The sequence below is a fragment of the Butyrivibrio sp. FC2001 genome, from assembly GCF_000424125.1.
Taxonomy (GTDB): Bacteria; Bacillota; Clostridia; order Lachnospirales; family Lachnospiraceae; genus Butyrivibrio.
In genome coordinates, this window is the sequence record NZ_AUJH01000013.1 from 136,083 (window position 1) to 155,206 (window position 19,124).

Here is a 19,124-nt window from a genome sequence, read left to right on the forward strand (position 1 = left end):
ACTTTATTGCATTTATTATTCAATGGCTTTTTTATCTGTAAAAATTAGAATAGTAATTGTTAAGGGAATGGTCCCTTAGCAATTACTTTTTTCAATTAGGAGGAAAAAAAGTTATGAAGAAGAAGGTATTGTCAGTATTGATGGCATCTACAATGGCACTTAGCCTCGTAGCTTGTGGCGGTGGCGCTAAGCAGGAAGCTCCTGCAGAGCCTGCAGCAACTGAGGCACCTGCAGCTGAAGAGAAGGCTGAGGAGCCCGCAGCTGAGGAAAAGACCGAAGAGACAACTGAAGAGACCGCTACAGAGGATACATCCGCTGCATCAGGCGATCTTATCAAGGTTGGTATCATTAACAACGATCCTAACGAGTCCGGTTATCGTACAGCAAACGATGCTGACTTGAAGGCAATGTTTACAGAAGCTAACGGCTATGATGCAAAGTTTGCATACAGCTTAAAGAATGATGAGCAGATCACAGCAGCTCAGGGCTTTATCCAGGATGAAGTTGATTATCTTCTTCTTTCAGCAGCTGATACAGCAGGCTGGGATTCAGTTCTTAAGGATGCTCAGGACGCAGGCGTAAAGGTTATCCTTTTCGACCGTACAATCGATGCAGATCCTAGTCTCTATGAGGCTTCAATCGTATCTGATATGGCTAAGGAAGGTGAGATGGCAGTTGAGTGGCTCGCAGGTCAGGGACTTGATGAGTACAACATCATCCACATCCAGGGTGTTATGGGTAGTGCAGCTCAGCAGGGACGTAGTGGTGCCCTTTCCGATAAGGTAGCAGCTGAGTCAACATGGAACCTTGTTACACAGCAGACAGCTGAGTGGAACGCAGAGAAGGCTCAGCAGATCGTTCAGTCAGTTATCGATGCAGGTACACCTTTCAACGTAATCTATGCAGAGAACGACGATATGGCTAAGGGTGCTGTTGCAGCTCTTGATGCAGCTGGTATCAGCCACGGCGTAGGCAAAGACGTTATCGTTATGGGTTATGACTGCAACAAGTGGGCACTTGAAGAGCTCCTTGCTCAGAACTGGAACTATGATGGACAGTGCAATCCTTTCCAGGCTAGCTACATCGACGAGATCATCAAGACTCTTGAGAGCGGCGGCACACTTTCAGAGAAGACCATCATCATGGATGAGAAGGGCTTCGATGCTGAGACAATTACTCAGGACGACGTTGATAAATATGGTATCTAATTATTGATTTTCTGAGCGGTGCGGAATGTCCGCACCGCTCTTTTATGTAATATGAAAGAAAAGAGGTATAGCCGGTGGAAGAAAACAGAGTGCTCGAGATGCGAGGCATTAACAAAACCTTTCCGGGTGTAAAGGCGCTTCAAAATGTGGATTTTTCACTGAACAAGGGTGAGATCCATGCACTTATGGGGGAAAACGGAGCCGGAAAGTCAACTCTTATAAAGGTTCTCACAGGTGTTTACACCAAGGATACAGGTACTATCACTCTTGAAGGTCGCGGAGAGGTGGCAATAGGTTCACCTCAGGATGCGCAGAACTTCGGAATCAGTACTGTGTATCAGGAGATAACCCTCTGCCCCAACCTTACTGTGGCTGAGAACATGTTTATAGGACGCGGGGCAGGTAAGATAACAAATTGGAAAAAGATGAATGCGGATGCAGATAAGATTCTGCAGTCCCTTGAGATTCCTGCAAAGGCTAATCAGCAGCTTTCAAGCTGCTCACTGGCTGTTCAGCAGATGGTTGCCATTGCCAGAGCGGTGGACATGGAGTGTAAGGTTCTGATCCTTGACGAGCCTACATCATCTCTGGATGAGCAGGAGGTTGAAAAGCTTTTCGGTCTTATGAGAGATCTTAAAGCGAGAGGAGTTGGTATTATTTTCGTAACCCATTTCCTTGATCAGGTTTACGAGGTCTGCGACAAAATAACGGTTCTCAGAAACGGTACCCTTGTCGGAGAGTATGAGATCAAGGATCTTCCCAGAGTTCAGCTTGTTGCCAAGATGCTTGGTAAGCAGATGGATGATCTCTCTGATATCAAGGGAGAGGGAGGAACATACGAAGGCGCGGATGCGGATGAGAAGATTTTTGAAGCATCAGGTCTTCAGAGCAATGCAGGAATTAAGCCCTTCGATTTTTATATTAAGAAGGGAGAGGTCAACGGTTTCACCGGACTTCTGGGTTCCGGAAGAAGTGAATGTGTAAGAGCGATTTTCGGTGCGGACAGAGTTATAAACGGTTCTGTCAAGATGCACGGCAAAGAGGTTAAGATCAGTAAGCCTCTTGATGCTATGAAAAACGGTATCGCATATCTTCCCGAGAACAGAAGAGGAGACGGTATCATCGGAGATCTGTCTGTAAAGGAAAACATTATCCTGGCACTTCAGGTACTGACAGGATTTTTCAAGCCCTTCAGCAAGGCGCAGGTAAATGCATTTGCTGATGAGTACATAAAGAAGCTGAATATCAAAACCGCTTCAGCTGAAACACCGATCAAACAGCTTTCAGGTGGTAATCAGCAGAAGGTTATTCTGGCAAGATGGCTTCTTATGCATCCTGAATATCTAATTCTTGACGAGCCCACAAGAGGTATCGATATCGGAACAAAGGTAGATATTCAGAAGCTGGTGCTTGAGCTTGCAAAGGACGGTATGAGTGTTACCTTCATTTCTTCGGAAACTGATGAGATGCTCAGAACCTGCTCAAGACTGGTTGTTATGAGAGACAGAAAGGTTGTAGGAGAGCTCTCCGGAGATGACCTTACACAGAACAAGATAATGAGTACGATCGCGGGGGATAAGTAAGATATGAGTAAAACGACAAATAAAGATGAGAGCTTTTTCAAGAAGCTCGTAGGAAATCAGTTGTTTATACCGATTCTGGCACTTCTTCTCCTGGCGGTAATAAACCTGATAAATGATCCCGGATTTTTCAAGATAAGTCTCGGATTAAACAATGCAGGTAATCCTGTTCTCTCAGGTTACCTTATAACGATTCTGGATTACGGCTCAGAGCTTGGAATCTTGGCAATCGGTATGACACTTGTAACTGCTGCTTCAGGCGGACAGGATATTTCAGTCGGAGCAACAATAGCTATTGCTGGTTCAGCTATGCTGAGAGTTCTCTGCGGCGGAACATCAAGACCCACAGAGCTTGCAGCTCCTATCATAGTTGCTTTTCTTGTGGCTTGTGTAGTAGGAATGCTCTGCGGCGCCTTTAACGGTATGCTGGTTGCGGTATTCAAGATTCAGCCCATGATCGCAACGCTGATCCTTTTCACGGCGGGACGTTCAATCGCAGCATGGATCAACAACAATGAGTTGCCTATCGTTCCCGATCCGAAGTTTGCTTACTTTGGAAGCTTTATTCCCGGAATCCCGGTTCCGACCACAGTTTTCATAGTAATCGCATGTATCATTGTGATAGCTCTTGTGCTTAAGTTCACTAACCTCGGTCTCTATACACAGGCTGTTGGTATCAATGAGGGAGCATCAAGACTTAACGGTATCAATCCTACATTTATTAAGTTCCTCAGCTTTGTAATTTTGGGACTGTGTGTTGCAGTAGCTGCACTTATCAAGGTTAGCCGTCTTTCCACAATTAACTATTCCGTTATTGCAAAGGATATCGAGATGGATGCGATCCTTGCGGTAGCGCTTGGCGGAAACGCTCTTTCAGGTGGTAAGTTCAATATGTGGGCTTCAATACTTGGCGCATATGTTATCCAGTTCCTTACAACTACTCTTTACAAATTCAATGTGCAGTCAGATGCACTTGCAGCTTATAAGGCTGTAGTTGTTATTGTTCTTGTTGTATTTTCTGCTCCTTCAGTGAGAGATTATATGAAGCAGCTTACAAGGAAGTTCGCGTCGTCGGATAAGGCTGCGCTTTCCAAGAAGGGGGTGGCCTAAATGAAAAACGAGAAAAAGACAGGTGTTTTCGGTAAGATGAACGATACAATGCTTCTTCTTACTATTACAGTCGTAATCTTCTTTGCGATGTATATCGGTGCGATCGTATTTCAGGGTGGTGCTTTTAAAAAGCCCCAGATGTTCTTCAATATCCTGAACGCCAACGCTGCGCTGATCATCACAGCCTGCGGAATGAGCGTTGTTATGATCTCCGGCGGAATCGATATTTCCGTTGGTGGTGTTGTGGCTCTGGTATCAATGTGCTGCGCGGTTTATCTGGATTATCACGATGGAAGCATTTTTGGATCAATTCTTATTGCTCTTGGAATTGGTGTGGCATACGGTCTGGTTCAGGGCTTCCTGGTTGCTTATCTTGATATCCAGCCATTCATCGTCTCGCTGGCGGGTATGTTCTTTGCCAGAGGTATGACGACAATTGTTAATACTGCTCCCTTCAACGTTGCAGACGAGGAGTTCACAGCTCTTAAGCTTGCGAGAATCGTGATCCCGGGTATGGGAACTACCAATAAAAAGGGTATTTATGTTCCTGCTTATGTTGAGATCGGAGTTATAGTTGCACTTTTAGTTGTTGCTGTTTTATTTGTTGTTCTTCGTTGGACCAAGCTCGGACGTAGCTTTTATGCGGTTGGCGGTAACAAGCAGAGCGCACTTATGCTCGGTGTAAACGTAAAGAGAACCAAGTTTTTATCACATATGATATGCAGCGTGCTTGCAGGTATCGGTGGTTATGTTTATTTCCTCCATGTTGGTTCAGGTTCAGCCAGCCATGCAATGGGTATGGAAATGAATGCTATCGCATCCTCCATCATCGGCGGAACAATGCTTACAGGTGGTGTTGGTAATATCATCGGAACACTTTTCGGAGTGCTTTCACTTAGTACTATCCAGAATATTGTTTCATCTGCCGGTCTTGACCAGGCATGGTGGACAGGAATTACAATTGCTGCTATGCTTTGCATATTCTTACTTATTCAGAGCGTTGTTATGGCTCAGAAGAAAAAGGCACTTAAGGCATGAAAAAAACCATTACACTACTTACCTTACTGCTCCTGCTCCCGGCTATTTTGGCCGGCTGCGGGAGCAGAACCATTGAAGAAGAAAACAAGGAAGAAGCCACAGCGGGAGAGATTATAACTGTTGGTTTTTCACAGCTCGGAGCAGAATCCGACTGGAGGAATACCAATACTGCTTCCATGCAGGAAGCGCTGACTCCCGAGAATGGCTTCAATTTAGTATATAAAAACGGTCAGCAGAAGCAGGCCAATCAGATAACGGCAGTCAGGACTTTTATACAGCAGGGTGTGGATTATATTGTGCTGGCACCTGCCACAGAGACAGGCTGGGAGTCGGTTCTTACGGAAGCAAGGGATGCGGAGATCCCTGTAATTCTTGTGGATAGGAGAGTTGATGTGGCGGATAAGAGCCTGTATTCCTGCTGGGTGGGCTCTGATTTCGAGCTCGAGAGCAAGAAGATGACGGCATGGCTCAAGGCTTTTACAGACAGAAGAAATATCTCTCCCGAGAATCTGCACATAGTTAATATTCAGGGTACTCCCGGTTCCACGGCTCAGATCGGAAGAACCAGGGGCCTTGCAAATGCTGCCAGGGAGTACGGCTGGGATCTCATGACTGAGGTCAGCGGCGATTTTACGGAGAACAAGGGAAGAGAGGTTATGGCCGCTCTTCTTAAGGGTTATGACAATATAAATGTGGTTTACTGCGAAAATGACAATATGGCTATAGGAGCAATTGACGCCTTAGAGAGCGCAGGAAAACGTGTGGGACAGAACATTATGAACGGAGAGGTCATGGTGGTCTCTTTTGATGGAGTAAATGAGCAGTCCCTTCAGTACTGCAGAGAGGGCAAGATATCCTGCATAGCAGAGTGCAATCCGCTGCACGGACCCAGAGTACAGGCGCTTATTGAGGCCCTGGAAAACGGCGAAACACCTGAGAAATTCAACTATGTGGACGAGGGGCTTTTCAGCTGCGTTAGTTCGGTAAAAAATGTGGTTGTTGACGGTACGGAGTACACTATTCAGGAACCCTAGCAGGGTTGATAATATGCGCGTTATTTGCTAGAATGTCATTTGTGATTTTGTCTTTATAAAATAGGAGGCGGATCTGCTTCCTGTTTTTTTATGGCATACGCAAAATTTTAATGGAGCGATAGAGAATGAGTATTATTGATAAGATCATCGGCACACATAGTGAGAGAGAGCTTAAGAGAATCCAGAGTACTGTAGATAAGATTGAGAGTCTGCAGCCTGAGATGAAAAAACTCACAGATGAGCAGCTTAAGGCTAAGACCGATGAGTTCAAGAAAAGACTTGAGAATGGGGAGACACTTGATGATGTTTTGCCTGAGGCTTATGCCACGGTTCGTGAGGCAGCCTGCAGAGTACTTGGCATGGAGCACTTCCGTGTTCAGCTCATAGGTGGTGTGATTCTGCATCAGGGACGTATTGCAGAGATGCGTACCGGTGAAGGTAAGACACTGGTTGCTACACTTCCTTCATACCTCGATGCACTTGAAGGTAAGGGTGTTCACGTTGTTACAGTTAACGACTACCTTGCTAAGCGTGATGCTGAGTGGATGGGTAAGGTTCATGAGTTTTTGGGGCTTACTGTTGGTGTAGTTCTTAACAGCATGACAAGCGAAGAGAGACAGGCAGCATATAATTGCGATATTACCTATGTTACTAACAACGAACTTGGTTTCGACTATCTTCGTGACAACATGGCAATTTACAAAGAGCAGTGCGTTCTCCGTGGACTCAACTATGCGATCATCGATGAGATCGACTCAATCCTTATCGACGAAGCTCGTACACCTCTTATCATTTCCGGTCAGAGCGACAAGTCAACAAAGCTTTACGAGGCTTGCGATATCCTCGCTAAGCAGATGACACGTGGTGCTGATATGGAAGAGTTCTCCAAGATGGATGCCATCATGGGTATCGAGCAGGAGGAGTCAGGAGACTTCATAGTTAATGAGAAGGATAAGCTCGTTAACCTTACAGCACAGGGTGTTGCAAAGGTTGAGAACTTCTTCAGAATAGATAACCTTGCTGATCCGGAAAATCTTGAGATCCAGCACAACATTATCCTTGCCCTCAGAGCTAACAACCTTATGGCAAAGGATCACGACTACATCGTTAAGGATGATGAGGTTCTTATCGTCGACGAGTTCACAGGTCGTGTAATGCCCGGTCGCCGTTATTCAGATGGCCTTCACCAGGCTATCGAGGCTAAGGAGCATGTAAAGGTTAAGAGAGAGTCCAAGACACTGGCTACCATCACCTTCCAGAACTTCTTTAATAAGTTCGAGAAGAAGTGCGGTATGACAGGTACAGCTCTTACAGAGGAGCGAGAGTTCCGTGATATCTACGGAATGGACGTTATCGAGATTCCTACCAATAAGCCTGTAATCCGTAAGGATCTTCAGGATGCGGTTTACAAGACCAAGAAGGAGAAGCTGAACGCTGTAGCTGATGCTGTTCAGGCAGCTCATGAAAAGGGACAGCCCGTTCTTGTTGGTACTATTACAATTGAGTCCTCTGAGGAAGTAAGTAAGCTTCTTAAGAAGAGAGGAATTCCTCACAACGTACTTAACGCCAAGTTCCACGAGATGGAAGCTCAGATAGTTGCTGAGGCCGGTAAGCACGGCGCAGTTACAATCGCAACTAACATGGCTGGTCGTGGTACCGATATCAAGCTTGATGATGAGGCACTTGCTGCCGGCGGTCTTAAGATCGTAGGTACAGAGCGTCACGAAAGCAGACGTATTGATAACCAGCTCCGTGGACGTTCAGGACGTCAGGGAGATCCCGGTGAATCCAAGTTCTATCTTTCACTTGAGGATAACCTTCTCAGACTGTTCGGTTCTGAGAGACTTATCTCAATGTTTAACTCACTTGGTATTCCTGAGGGTCAGGAGATCGAGCACAAGGCTCTTTCAAAGGCTATCGAGTCAGCTCAGAAGAAGATCGAGGATAACAACTATGGTATCCGTAAGAACCTTCTTGAGTACGACCAGGTTAACAACGAGCAGAGAGAGATCATCTATGACGAGCGTAAACGCGTTCTTAACGGCGACAGCATGCGCGATACTGTTTATAAGATGATTACAGATATAGTAGAGGAGTCAGTTCAGACAGTAGTCGGAGAGGTTACTGATTCAGATGAGTGGAATCTTACAGAGCTCAACGAGCTTCTGCTTCCTATCATTCCTCTTAAGAAGATCAACCGCGGACGTATCACAAAGCTTACCAAGAACGGACTTATGCAGCAGCTTAAGGAAGAGGCTGTTAAGCTCTATGAGGAGAAGGAGGCTGAGTTCCCGGAACCCGAGACAATCCGTGAGATCGAGCGTGTAATTCTTCTTAAGGTTATCGACAGAAAGTGGATGGACCACATCGATGATATGGATCAGCTCCGTCAGGGTATCGGCCTTCAGGCATTTGCCCAAAGAGATCCTAAGATCGAGTACAAGCTTGCCGGCTTCGAGATGTTCGATGATATGACTCGTAACATTAAGGAAGATACAGTAAGACTTCTTTTCCACGTTCACATCGAAGAGAAGGTTGAGCGTGAGCAGGTTGCAAAGGTTACAGGAACAAATAAGGATGACAGTGCTGCCAAGGAGCCTGTAAAGCGTATGGAAGCCAAGGTTTATCCCAATGATCCCTGCCCTTGCGGAAGCGGTAAAAAGTATAAGAACTGCCACGGCAGAGCACAGGGTTGACCAATTTTAATTTAATTGGTAATATAAGTTGCTTTACTGATGACATTAAAACAAATGCAGAGTGATGAGCTCTGCATTTCCCATGAGAACTGGAAGGAATAGATATGGTAATACTTGATCAGATGAAGGTCGAGCTTTCTAATCTCAGAGGTACTCTTGATGAGGTGACAGCTTCTCTTGACCTTGATTCAAAGAAAAAAATGATTGAAGAGTTGTCCCGTGAGATGGAAGAGCCTACTTTCTGGGATGACGCTGACAAAGCCAATAAGAAGACAAGAAATCTTAAGAACATGCAGGATCTTGTTGCTGAGGTAGAGGGTCTTCATAAACAGTATGATGACATGATGGATCTCATCGACCTTCAGAATGAAGAGGGTGTTGATGATGACGATATGGCAGCTGAGATCAGATCTGAGCTTGATCAGTTTGAAGATACTCTTGAGAAGATCCGTATCAGCAATCTTTTGAACGGACCTTACGATAAATATGATGTAATCCTCAGACTTAATGCAGGTGCAGGCGGAACAGAGGCTTGCGACTGGGCATCAATGCTTTACAGAATGTATACCAGATGGGCAGAGAGAAAGGGCTTCTCAACAGAGGTTCTTGACTACCTCGATGGTGATGAAGCAGGAATCAAGTCAGTTACATTCCAGATTTCAGGAACTAACGCTTACGGACTTCTTAAGTCAGAGCACGGTGTTCACAGACTTGTTCGTATCAGTCCTTTCAATGCACAGGCTAAGAGACAGACTTCATTCGTTTCCTGCGATATCATGCCTGATATTGAGGAAGATGTAGATGTCGACATCAATCCTGATGATCTCAGAATTGATACATACCGTTCAAGTGGTGCCGGTGGACAGCACATCAATAAGACATCATCTGCCGTACGTATCACACATATTCCTACAGGCGTCGTAGTTGCCTGCCAGAATGAGCGTTCTCAGTTCCAGAACAAGGACAAGGCTATGCAGATGCTCAAGGCAAAGCTCTTCATTATGAAACAGGAAGAGCAGGCAGCAAAGCTTGCAGGTATCAGAGGTGAGGTAATGGATAACGCCTGGGGAAGCCAGATCCGATCCTACGTTCTTCAGCCTTACACAATGGTTAATGATACACGTACAGGATTCAAGGCTTCCAACGCTGACGCAGTTCTTGATGGAGAACTTGATCCGTTTATCAATGCTTATCTTAAGTGGCTCGCTACAGGCGGTAAGCCGGTTGGCGACACTGAGGAAGAATAAATTTAAAAAAGTTGTTGACATAATATTTATGTTGTGTTAATGTATTCAAGGTCGTTATGACCAGCCGAAGACAGTAGGTGTCATTTGATGACGTAAGCTTAGCGCCTACCGAGGAAAAGTTTGATAAGACTTTTATGCCTCTCGTCTTCGAGAGGCTTTTTCTTTGGCGGTAAATTCTATAAGGAGGTAAAAAGATGGCAAAGGTTGAATTAAAACAGCCCGTAGTAAAAGAGATTTCTGAGAAAATTCAGAACGCTCAGGCACTCGTACTTGTAGATCACCGTGGTTTAACTGTTGCTGAGGACACAGAGCTTCGTAAAAAGCTTCGTGCTGAGAATGTCAGCTACAAGGTTTACAAAAATACGATGATGAACTTCGCATTCAAGGGTACAGACTTCGAGCAGCTTTCAGATCTTCTTAACGGACCTAGCGCACTCGCTATTTCTGAGACAGATCCTGCAGCTCCTGCACGTGTACTTGTTGAGTTCGCAAAGAAGGCAAAGGCACTTGAGGTCAAAGGTGGTGTGATCGAGGGTAAGCTGTATGACGCAGAGGCACTCAAGGAGATCGCAGCAATCCTTCCTAAGGATCAGTTGCTTTCCAAGTTGCTTGGTTCTATGCAGTCACCTATCGCAAACTTCGCTCGTGTGGTTAAGCAGATTGCAGAGAAGAAGGCAGAGGGCGGCGAGGCAGCTCCCGCAGAGGAAGCTCCTGCAGCAGAGACAGCTGAGGCTCCTGCTGAAGAGGCAGCAGCTACAACAGCTGAGTAATATTTTAATTTTTAAAACGAAAACTAACTATTTTTAATGGAGGTAAATAATAATGGCAAAGTTATCCACAGCAGAGATTATCGATGCAATCAAAGAGTTATCAGTACTTGAACTCAACGACCTTGTAAAGGCTTGCGAGGAGGAGTTCGGTGTATCAGCAGCAGCAGGTGTTGTTGTAGCAGCAGCAGGCGGCGCAGCAGCAGGTGCTGAGGAAGAGAAGAGTGAGTTCAACGTAGAGCTTACAGAAGTTGGCCCTAACAAGGTTAAGGTTATCAAGGTTGTTCGTGAGATCACAGGTCTTGGACTTAAGGAAGCAAAGGATCTCGTAGACAACGCTCCTAAGATGATCAAGGAAGGCGCTTCTAAGGAAGAGGCTGATGACATCAAGGCTAAGGTTGAGGCTGAGGGTGCAAAGGTTACTCTTAAGTAATAACCGTCTTTATAGAGATTTACTGAGGGAGAGATGCGAAAGCATCTCTTCTTTTTTATTGAATAGGAAATTCCTATTCAATAAAAAAGCACTCCGTGGGATGCACACTCGCGCGAATGGAAGATGTTGCATTCTGCAACCGCGCTCGGCGCGAGAATGTCGCAAGCGACATTCTTCCTTGTTTTGTTTTTTGAGCAAAAATAATACTTGACTTAAAAAAAAGCTTGTTGTAGAATGGATGATGCACTATTGTGGAGTGGTGGGCTTTTGCGCGCTTTTTTAGGTAGCGGTTGGCTTTACTACTAAATAAAAAATAAGAACGGGGTGAATGTCAATGGAAAAAAACAGATTGCATCCTAGTGGTACTGGTAAAAATGTACGTATGAGTTTCCAGCGCCAGAAGGAAGTCCTGGAGATGCCGAACCTGATTGAAGTTCAGAAGAACTCCTATCAATGGTTTCTTGACGAGGGTCTTAAAGAGGTCTTTAACGATATCTCTCCTATTGAGGATTACAGCGGTAAGCTGAGTCTTGAGTTTGTTGATTTTAAGCTTTGCGAAGATGAGATCGACAAGAACAAGAATACAATCGAGAAATGTAAAGAGAGAGATGCGACCTTCGCAGCACCTCTTAAGGTTATGGTTCGCCTTAATAATAAAGAGAGCGGAGAGATTGCTGAGCATGAGATTTTCATGGGTGATCTTCCTCTTATGACTGCAACCGGAACATTTGTTATCAACGGCGCGGAGCGAGTTATCGTCAGCCAGTTGGTTCGTTCCCCCGGTATCTATTATGATATAACTCGTGATAAGATCGGTAAGAAGCTGATCGCATGCACTGTTATTCCTAACCGTGGTGCATGGCTCGAGTATGAGACAGATTCCTATGACGTATTCTATGTACGTGTTGACAGAACCAGAAAGGTACCTGTAACTGTACTTATTCGTGCACTTGGAATCGGTTCTAATGAAGAAATCGTTGACCTGTTTGGTGATGAGCCCAAGATCCAGGCTAGTTTTACTAAGGATCCCTCAACTGATTACCAGAGTGGTCTTCTTGAATTATACAAAAAGATTCGTCCCGGCGAACCTCTCAGCGTAGAGAGCGCAGAGAGCCTTATTACTGCTATGTTCTTCGATGCAAGAAGATATGATCTTGCTAAGGTTGGACGTTATAAATTCAATAAGAAGCTTCACTTCAAGAACAGAATTAATAAGCAGATCCTTGCAGAGGACGTTATCGATGAGAACACAGGCGAGATGATCGCAGCAGCAGGCACTAAGGTTGACCGTGCACTTGCTACTGAGATTCAGAACGCTGGTATTCCTTATGTTCTTATTCAGGGTGAGGAGCGTAATATCAAGGTTCTTTCTAATATGATGGTTGATATTACAAGCTTCATCGATTGCAATCCTGAGGAACTTGGAATTACTGAGGATGTTTACTATCCTGCACTCAGAGATATCCTTACAGAGTGTGCTGATAAGGATCCTGAGAGCCTTGCTGATGTTATCAGAAAGAATGTAAACGAGCTTATTCCCAAGCACATTACTAAGGAAGATATTCTTGCTTCCATTAACTATAATATGCATCTTGAGTATGGTATCGGACATGATGACGATATCGATCACCTTGGAAACCGTCGTATCCGCTGCGTTGGTGAGCTTTTACAGAACCAGTACAGAATCGGTCTTTCAAGACTTGAGAGAGTTGTTCGTGAGAGAATGACAACACATGATGCTGATGAGATCTCTGCTCAGAGCCTTATCAACATTAAGCCTGTACAGGCTGCTGTTAAGGAGTTCTTCGGATCTTCACAGCTGTCACAGTTCATGGATCAGAATAACCCTCTTGGTGAGCTTACTCATAAGCGTCGTCTTTCAGCACTTGGTCCTGGTGGTCTTTCACGAGACAGAGCCGGATTCGAGGTTCGAGACGTACACTATACTCACTATGGACGTATGTGCCCTATCGAGACTCCTGAAGGTCCTAACATCGGACTTATCAACTCACTTGCAAGCTATGCAAGAGTTAACCAGTATGGTTTCGTAGAGGCTCCTTATCGTAAGGTAGACCGCACAGATCCTCAGAACCCTCGCGTAACTGATGAGGTTGAGTATCTTACAGCGGATGAAGAAGATAATTACCATGTAGCTCAGGCTAATACACCTCTTGATGAGCAGGGATATTTCAAGAAGAACAATGCTTCCGGTCGTTACAGAGAAGAGACTTCCGAGTATCCTAAGACCATGTTCGAGTACATGGACGTATCACCGAGAATGGTATTCTCAGTTGCTACAGCACTTATTCCTTTCCTTGAGAACGACGATGCTAACCGTGCTCTTATGGGATCAAACATGCAGCGTCAGGCAGTGCCGCTTCTTACAACAGAGGCTCCTGCAGTAGGAACAGGTATGGAGCACAAGGCAGCTGTTGACTCAGGTGTTTGTGTTGTTGCCAAGAAGGATGGTGTTATCGATTTCGTAGATAGCAAACTTATCCAGATGACATACGATGATGGTGAGAAGGAAGAGTATCACCTCATTAAGTTCCAGAGAAGTAACCAGAGTAACTGCTATAACCAGAGACCTATCGTCTTCAAGGGCGATCATGTTAAGGCTGGCGATGTTATTGCTGATGGTCCTTCAACATACATGGGTGAGCTTGGTCTTGGTAAGAACCCTCTTATCGGATTCATGACCTGGGAAGGTTATAACTACGAGGATGCTGTACTTCTCAGCGAGAGACTTGTTCGTGACGATGTCTTCACTTCTATTCATATTGAAGAGTATGAGGCAGAGGCACGTGAGACAAAGCTCGGACCTGAAGAGATCACAAGAGACGTTCCCGGTGTTGGTGACGAAGCTCTTAAGGACCTTGACGATCGCGGAATCATCCGTATCGGTGCAGAGGTTCGTGCAGGTGATATTCTTGTTGGTAAGGTTACTCCTAAGGGAGAGACAGAGCTTACAGCTGAAGAGAGACTCCTTCGTGCTATTTTCGGTGAAAAGGCACGTGAGGTTCGTGATACATCACTTAAGGTTCCTCACGGTGAGTATGGTATCGTTGTTGATGCCAAGGTATTCACAAGAGAGAACGGCGATGAGCTTAGCCCCGGTGTAAACCAGGCAGTTCGTATTTACATTGCACAGAAGAGAAAGATTTCAGTCGGTGATAAGATGGCTGGTCGTCACGGTAACAAGGGTGTCGTTTCCCGTGTACTTCCTATAGAAGATATGCCGTACCTGCCTAACGGTCGTCCTCTTGATATCGTACTTAATCCTCTGGGCGTGCCTTCTCGTATGAATATCGGACAGGTCCTTGAGATTCACCTTTCACTTGCTGCTAAGGCTCTTGGATTTAACATCGCTACACCTATTTTCGACGGTGCTAACGAGAAAGATATTCAGGCAACTCTCACTATGGCTAACGACTATGTAAACAGTACATGGGAAGAGTTTGAAGAGAAATATAAAGACAGCGTAGATCCCGATATCATGAAGTACCTTTATGATAACAGAGATCACAGAGAGCTTTGGAAGGGTGTTCCGATCCACACTGATGGTAAGGTTCAGCTTAGAGATGGTCGTACAGGTATTCCTTTCGATTCACCGACCACTATCGGACACATGCATTACCTGAAGCTCCATCACCTTGTTGATGATAAGATCCATGCACGTTCAACCGGCCCTTACTCATTGGTTACACAGCAGCCTCTTGGTGGTAAGGCACAGTTCGGTGGACAGCGTTTCGGAGAGATGGAAGTTTGGGCTCTTGAGGCTTATGGTGCAGCTTACACACTGCAGGAGATTCTGACAGTTAAGTCTGATGATGTTGTAGGACGTGTTAAGACATACGAAGCAATCATCAAGGGCGATAATATTCCTGAACCCGGAGTACCTGAATCCTTCAAGGTTCTTCTGAAGGAGCTCCAGTCACTTGGTCTGGATGTACGTGTACTTCGTGAGGATAATACCGAAGTTGAGATCATGGAGTCGGTTGATTACAGTGATTCTGACTACCGCTATGAAATTGAAGGTGAGGTAAACCGCGATATCGATCGTGAGAACCTTGCAGAGAATGGTTATCAGACACAGGCTTTCGATGAAGATGGCGAGCTTGTGACTGAGGATGACGAAGCAGCATACGAGGAAGAAGAGTTTGATGCTGCAGATGGTCTTGATGACAACTTTTAATTTGCGGTAATTAGTAACTGCAACCATGTAAACAACAGAAAAGAGGTTACGAATGTCTGATTCTACAATGAATAAAGCAATAAACGAAGCTTCCAGCGGAAGAACTTCATCAGCACCGACATATCAGCCGATGACATTTGATGCTATAAAGATTGGTCTCGCTTCTCCTGAGAAGATCAGAGAGTGGTCACATGGCGAAGTTTTAAAGCCTGAGACAATCAACTATCGTACACTTAAACCCGAGAGAGACGGTCTGTTCTGTGAGAAGATTTTTGGACCCACAAAGGACTGGGAATGTCACTGTGGTAAGTATAAGAAGATTCGTTACAGAGGCGTAATCTGCGACCGTTGCGGCGTTGAGGTAACAAAGAGCAGTGTTCGTCGTGAGCGTATGGGTCACATCGAGCTTGCAGCACCTGTATCACACATCTGGTATTTCAAGGGTATTCCCAGCCGTATGGGACTTATCCTTGACCTTTCACCCAGAGTACTTGAGAAGGTTCTGTACTTTGCTTCATATATAGTGCTTGATCCCGGTGAAACAAACCTGGAGTATAAGCAGGTACTTTCTGAGAAGGAGTACCAGGATGCACGCGAGGAGTGGGGCGGAAAGTTCCGTGCCGGAATCGGTGCTGAGGCTGTAAAAGAGCTCCTTATGAGCATTGATCTTGAAGCTGAATATCAGGAACTCAAGGAAGGTCTTGATACTTCAAGCGGACAGAAGAAGCAGCGTATCATTAAGAGACTCGAGGTTGTTGAGTCTTTCCGTGAGTCAGGAAATGATCCTTCATGGATGGTACTTGATTGCATTCCGGTAATTCCTCCGGATCTTCGTCCTATGGTACAGCTTGACGGTGGACGTTTTGCTACATCAGATCTTAACGATCTTTACCGTCGTATAATTAACAGAAATAATCGTCTTAAGAGACTTCTTGATCTTGGAGCTCCGGACATCATCGTTCGAAACGAGAAGCGTATGCTCCAGGAAGCAGTAGATGCTCTTATTGATAACGGCAGACGTGGAAGACCTGTTACAGGCCCCGGAAACCGTGCACTTAAATCACTTTCAGACATGCTTAAAGGTAAGGGCGGTCGTTTCCGTCAGAACCTTCTTGGTAAGCGTGTTGACTATTCAGGACGTTCAGTTATCGTCGTAGGTCCTGAGCTTAAGATTTACCAGTGTGGACTTCCTAAGGAAATGGCTATCGAGCTTTTCAAGCCCTTCGTTATGAAGGAACTTGTTTCCAGAGGAATCTCACAGAATATTAAGAATGCTAAGAAGCTTGTTGAGAGACTTGATGAGCAGGTATGGGACGTTCTCGAGGACGTTATCAAAGAGCATCCCGTTATGCTTAACCGTGCTCCCACACTTCACAGACTTGGTATCCAGGCATTTGAGCCCATCCTTGTAGAAGGTAAGGCTATTAAGCTTCATCCGCTTGTATGTACACCTTTCAACGCGGACTTCGATGGAGACCAGATGGCTGTACACCTTCCTCTGTCAGTAGAGGCACAGGCAGAGAGCAGATTCCTTATGCTTGCTCCTAACAACCTGCTTAAGCCTTCAGACGGTGGCCCTGTTAACGTTCCTACACAGGATATGGTACTTGGTATCTACTATCTTACTCAGGAGCGCGAGGGTGCTAAGGGAGAAGGTAAGTTCTTCAAGAGCATTGACGAAGCAATCCTTGCTTATGAGAATGATTACATCACTCTTCAGTCAAAGATTAAGATCCGTGTAGAGCGTAAGGATGAAAACGGTGAGGATATTTCAGGTGTCGTTGAGTCAACACTCGGAAGATTCCTGTTCAACGAGTTCATTCCTCAGGATCTTGGATTTGTAGATCGCTCTGTACCGGAGAACAAGTTCAATCTTGAGATCGACTTCATGGTTGGTAAGAAGCAGCTGAAGAAGATCGTTACAAACATGATCAATACTCATGGTACATTTGCAACAGCAGAGGTACTTGATAAGATCAAGTCAACAGGTTATCACTACTCAACAAGAGCTGCTATGACAGTTTCAATCGCTGATATGACAGTTCCTCCGCAGAAGCAGGAGATGCTTGAAAAAGCTCAGGCAGTTGTTGATGAGATCGCAGTTAACTATCGCCGTGGTCTTATGACAGACGAAGAGCGTTATCGTCTTGTTGTTGAGACATGGATGGAGACAGATAAACAGCTTACAGAAGTTCTTCTTAAGGGACTTGATAAGTACAACAACATCCACATGATGGCAGATTCCGGTGCCCGTGGTAGTGATCAGCAGATCAAGCAGCTGGCCGGTATGCGTGGACTTATGGCTGATACAACAGGTCGTACAATCGAACTTCCTATCAAGTCAAACTTCCGTGAAGGTCTTGACGTTCTGGAGTACTTCATGTCAGCGCATGGTGCTCGTAAGGGTCTGTCCGATACAGCTCTTCGTACAGCCGATTCCGGATACCTGACACGTCGAATGGTTGACGTATCTCAGGAGCTTATCATCCGTGAGCTTGACTGTAGCGAAGGAAAGGCTACTATCCCCGGAATTACCGTTAAGGAATTCAAGGATGGTAAGGCAATGATCGAGCCTTTAGAGGATCGTATCACTGGAAGATATACATGTGAGGATATCAAGGACAAGGACGGCAACGTTATTGTTAAGAAGAATCACATCATCACACCCAGCCGTGCTAAGAGAGTTCTCAGCGAGGGTGTTAACAGTAAGGGTGAGCCGGTAACAGCAGTTAAGATCCGTACAATCCTTACATGCCGTTCACACATCGGTATCTGTGCTAAGTGCTATGGTGCTAACATGGCAACAGGTGAGCCCGTACAGGTTGGTGAGACAGTTGGTATCATCGCTGCTCAGTCAATCGGTGAGCCTGGTACACAGCTTACCATGAGAACATTCCATACCGGTGGTGTTGCCGGTGGAGATATCACACAGGGTCTTCCCCGTGTCGAGGAGCTTTTTGAGGCAAGAAAGCCTAAGGGACTTGCCATTATTTCAGAGCTTGATGGTACAGCTACCATTAAGGATACAAAGAAGAAGCGCGAGGTTATCATTACTAATGATGAGACCGGAGAGTCAAAGGCATATCTCATTCCTTACGGATCCAGAATCAAGGTTTTGGATAACGAACAGGTTGAGGCCGGTGATGAGCTTACAGAAGGTTCCGTAAATCCTCATGATCTTCTTAAGATCAAGGGTATCCGTGCAGTTCAGGATTATCTGCTCCGCGAGGTTCAGAGAGTTTATCGTCTGCAGGGTGTTGATATCTGCGATAAGCATATCGAGGTTATCGTTCGTCAGATGCTTAAGAAGGTTCGTATCGAGGAGAGTGGAGATACAAACTTCCTTCCCGGAACACTTGTTGATGTTCTTGATTTCGAGGACGACAACGAGAGACTTATAAGCGAAGGCAAAAAGCCCGCTGAAGGAAAGCAGGTAATTCTTGGTATTACCAAGGCAGCTCTTGCTACTAACTCATTCCTTTCAGCTGCATCCTTCCAGGAGACAACAAAGGTTCTTACCGATGCTGCCATCAAGGGTAAGGTTGATCCGCTTATCGGACTTAAGGAAAATGTTATTATTGGTAAGCTGATTCCTGCAGGTACAGGTATGAAGCGTTATCGTAACACAGCTCTTAACACAGACGCTAACTTCAAGGATCTCGACAAGCTGATCCTCAAGAAGAATCTTGATGACGATGATTTCATCGATGAGCTTGATTCAGATTTAGACGAAGTAGTCGTTGCTGATGATGAGGAGTAAGACTTTTCGTAATTATGAAAAGTTCATAAAATAGCACGATTTTAAAACGATTGTGC

The 19,124-nt window shown here is 45.3% G+C and carries 11 protein-coding genes and 1 other annotated feature; all 11 genes read left to right on the forward strand.

Features of this window, described 5'->3' with window-relative positions; all coding sequences use genetic code 11:
* Window positions 1-113: 113 nt before the first annotated feature.
* Window positions 114-1,208, forward strand: coding sequence for an ABC transporter substrate-binding protein (locus tag G601_RS0107660; protein WP_026665015.1), 1,095 nt, complete (start codon window positions 114-116; stop codon window positions 1,206-1,208).
* 74 nt (window positions 1,209-1,282) lie between these two features.
* Window positions 1,283-2,791, forward strand: coding sequence for a sugar ABC transporter ATP-binding protein (locus G601_RS0107665; RefSeq protein ID WP_026493582.1), 1,509 nt, complete (start codon window positions 1,283-1,285; stop codon window positions 2,789-2,791).
* Window positions 2,792-2,794: 3 nt separating this feature from the next.
* Complete coding sequence (locus tag G601_RS22395) at window positions 2,795-3,898, forward strand: ABC transporter permease (protein WP_035790476.1); 1,104 nt, start codon at window positions 2,795-2,797, stop codon at window positions 3,896-3,898.
* Window positions 3,899-4,936, forward strand: a complete 1,038-nt coding sequence (locus tag G601_RS0107675; RefSeq protein WP_026493583.1) for an ABC transporter permease subunit — start codon at window positions 3,899-3,901, stop codon at window positions 4,934-4,936.
* A complete protein-coding gene (locus G601_RS0107680) occupies window positions 4,933-5,970 on the forward strand; it encodes an ABC transporter substrate-binding protein (RefSeq protein WP_026665016.1) in 1,038 nt (345 codons plus the stop codon). The genes G601_RS0107675 and G601_RS0107680 overlap by 4 nt, the downstream gene beginning before the upstream one ends.
* Window positions 5,971-6,095: 125 nt before the next feature.
* Complete coding sequence (gene secA, locus G601_RS0107685; RefSeq protein WP_026493585.1) at window positions 6,096-8,666, forward strand: preprotein translocase subunit SecA; 2,571 nt, start codon at window positions 6,096-6,098, stop codon at window positions 8,664-8,666.
* Window positions 8,667-8,770: 104 nt separating this feature from the next.
* Window positions 8,771-9,913, forward strand: a complete 1,143-nt coding sequence (gene prfB, locus G601_RS0107690) for a peptide chain release factor 2 (protein WP_026493586.1) — start codon at window positions 8,771-8,773, stop codon at window positions 9,911-9,913.
* A 46-nt stretch (window positions 9,914-9,959) separates the two neighbouring features.
* Window positions 9,960-10,084, forward strand: a sequence feature (ribosomal protein L10 leader region).
* A 23-nt stretch (window positions 10,085-10,107) separates the two neighbouring features.
* The gene (rplJ, locus tag G601_RS0107695) at window positions 10,108-10,683 is read left to right on the forward strand and encodes a 50S ribosomal protein L10 (RefSeq protein WP_026493587.1); all 576 of its coding nucleotides are present in this window, start codon (window positions 10,108-10,110) and stop codon (window positions 10,681-10,683) included.
* 52 nt (window positions 10,684-10,735) lie between these two features.
* Window positions 10,736-11,113: a 50S ribosomal protein L7/L12 gene (rplL, locus tag G601_RS0107700; protein ID WP_022760814.1), complete on the forward strand. Its 378-nt coding sequence runs from the start codon at window positions 10,736-10,738 to the stop codon at window positions 11,111-11,113.
* Between the two features lie 334 nt (window positions 11,114-11,447).
* Window positions 11,448-15,308, forward strand: coding sequence for a DNA-directed RNA polymerase subunit beta (rpoB, locus tag G601_RS0107705; RefSeq protein WP_026493588.1), 3,861 nt, complete (start codon window positions 11,448-11,450; stop codon window positions 15,306-15,308).
* A 67-nt stretch (window positions 15,309-15,375) separates the two neighbouring features.
* On the forward strand, window positions 15,376-19,068 hold the full coding sequence (gene rpoC / locus G601_RS0107710; protein ID WP_051205675.1) for a DNA-directed RNA polymerase subunit beta': 3,693 nt from the start codon (window positions 15,376-15,378) through the stop codon (window positions 19,066-19,068).
* The last annotated feature ends 56 nt before the right edge of the window (window positions 19,069-19,124 follow it).

Excerpts from the sequence above, each read along its gene's own strand:
- G601_RS0107660 (WP_026665015.1), top strand. The coding sequence starts at position 114 with ATGAAGAAGAAGGTATTGTCAGTATTGATGGCATCTACAATGGCACTT.
- G601_RS22395 (WP_035790476.1), top strand. The coding sequence starts at position 2,795 with ATGAGTAAAACGACAAATAAAGATGAGAGCTTTTTCAAGAAGCTCGTA.
- G601_RS0107675 (WP_026493583.1), top strand. The coding sequence starts at position 3,899 with ATGAAAAACGAGAAAAAGACAGGTGTTTTCGGTAAGATGAACGATACA.
- G601_RS0107680 (WP_026665016.1), top strand. The coding sequence starts at position 4,933 with ATGAAAAAAACCATTACACTACTTACCTTACTGCTCCTGCTCCCGGCT.
- secA (WP_026493585.1), top strand. The coding sequence starts at position 6,096 with ATGAGTATTATTGATAAGATCATCGGCACACATAGTGAGAGAGAGCTT.
- prfB (WP_026493586.1), top strand. The coding sequence starts at position 8,771 with ATGGTAATACTTGATCAGATGAAGGTCGAGCTTTCTAATCTCAGAGGT.
- rplJ (WP_026493587.1), top strand. The coding sequence starts at position 10,108 with ATGGCAAAGGTTGAATTAAAACAGCCCGTAGTAAAAGAGATTTCTGAG.
- rplL (WP_022760814.1), top strand. The coding sequence starts at position 10,736 with ATGGCAAAGTTATCCACAGCAGAGATTATCGATGCAATCAAAGAGTTA.
- rpoB (WP_026493588.1), top strand. The coding sequence starts at position 11,448 with ATGGAAAAAAACAGATTGCATCCTAGTGGTACTGGTAAAAATGTACGT.
- rpoC (WP_051205675.1), top strand. The coding sequence starts at position 15,376 with ATGAATAAAGCAATAAACGAAGCTTCCAGCGGAAGAACTTCATCAGCA.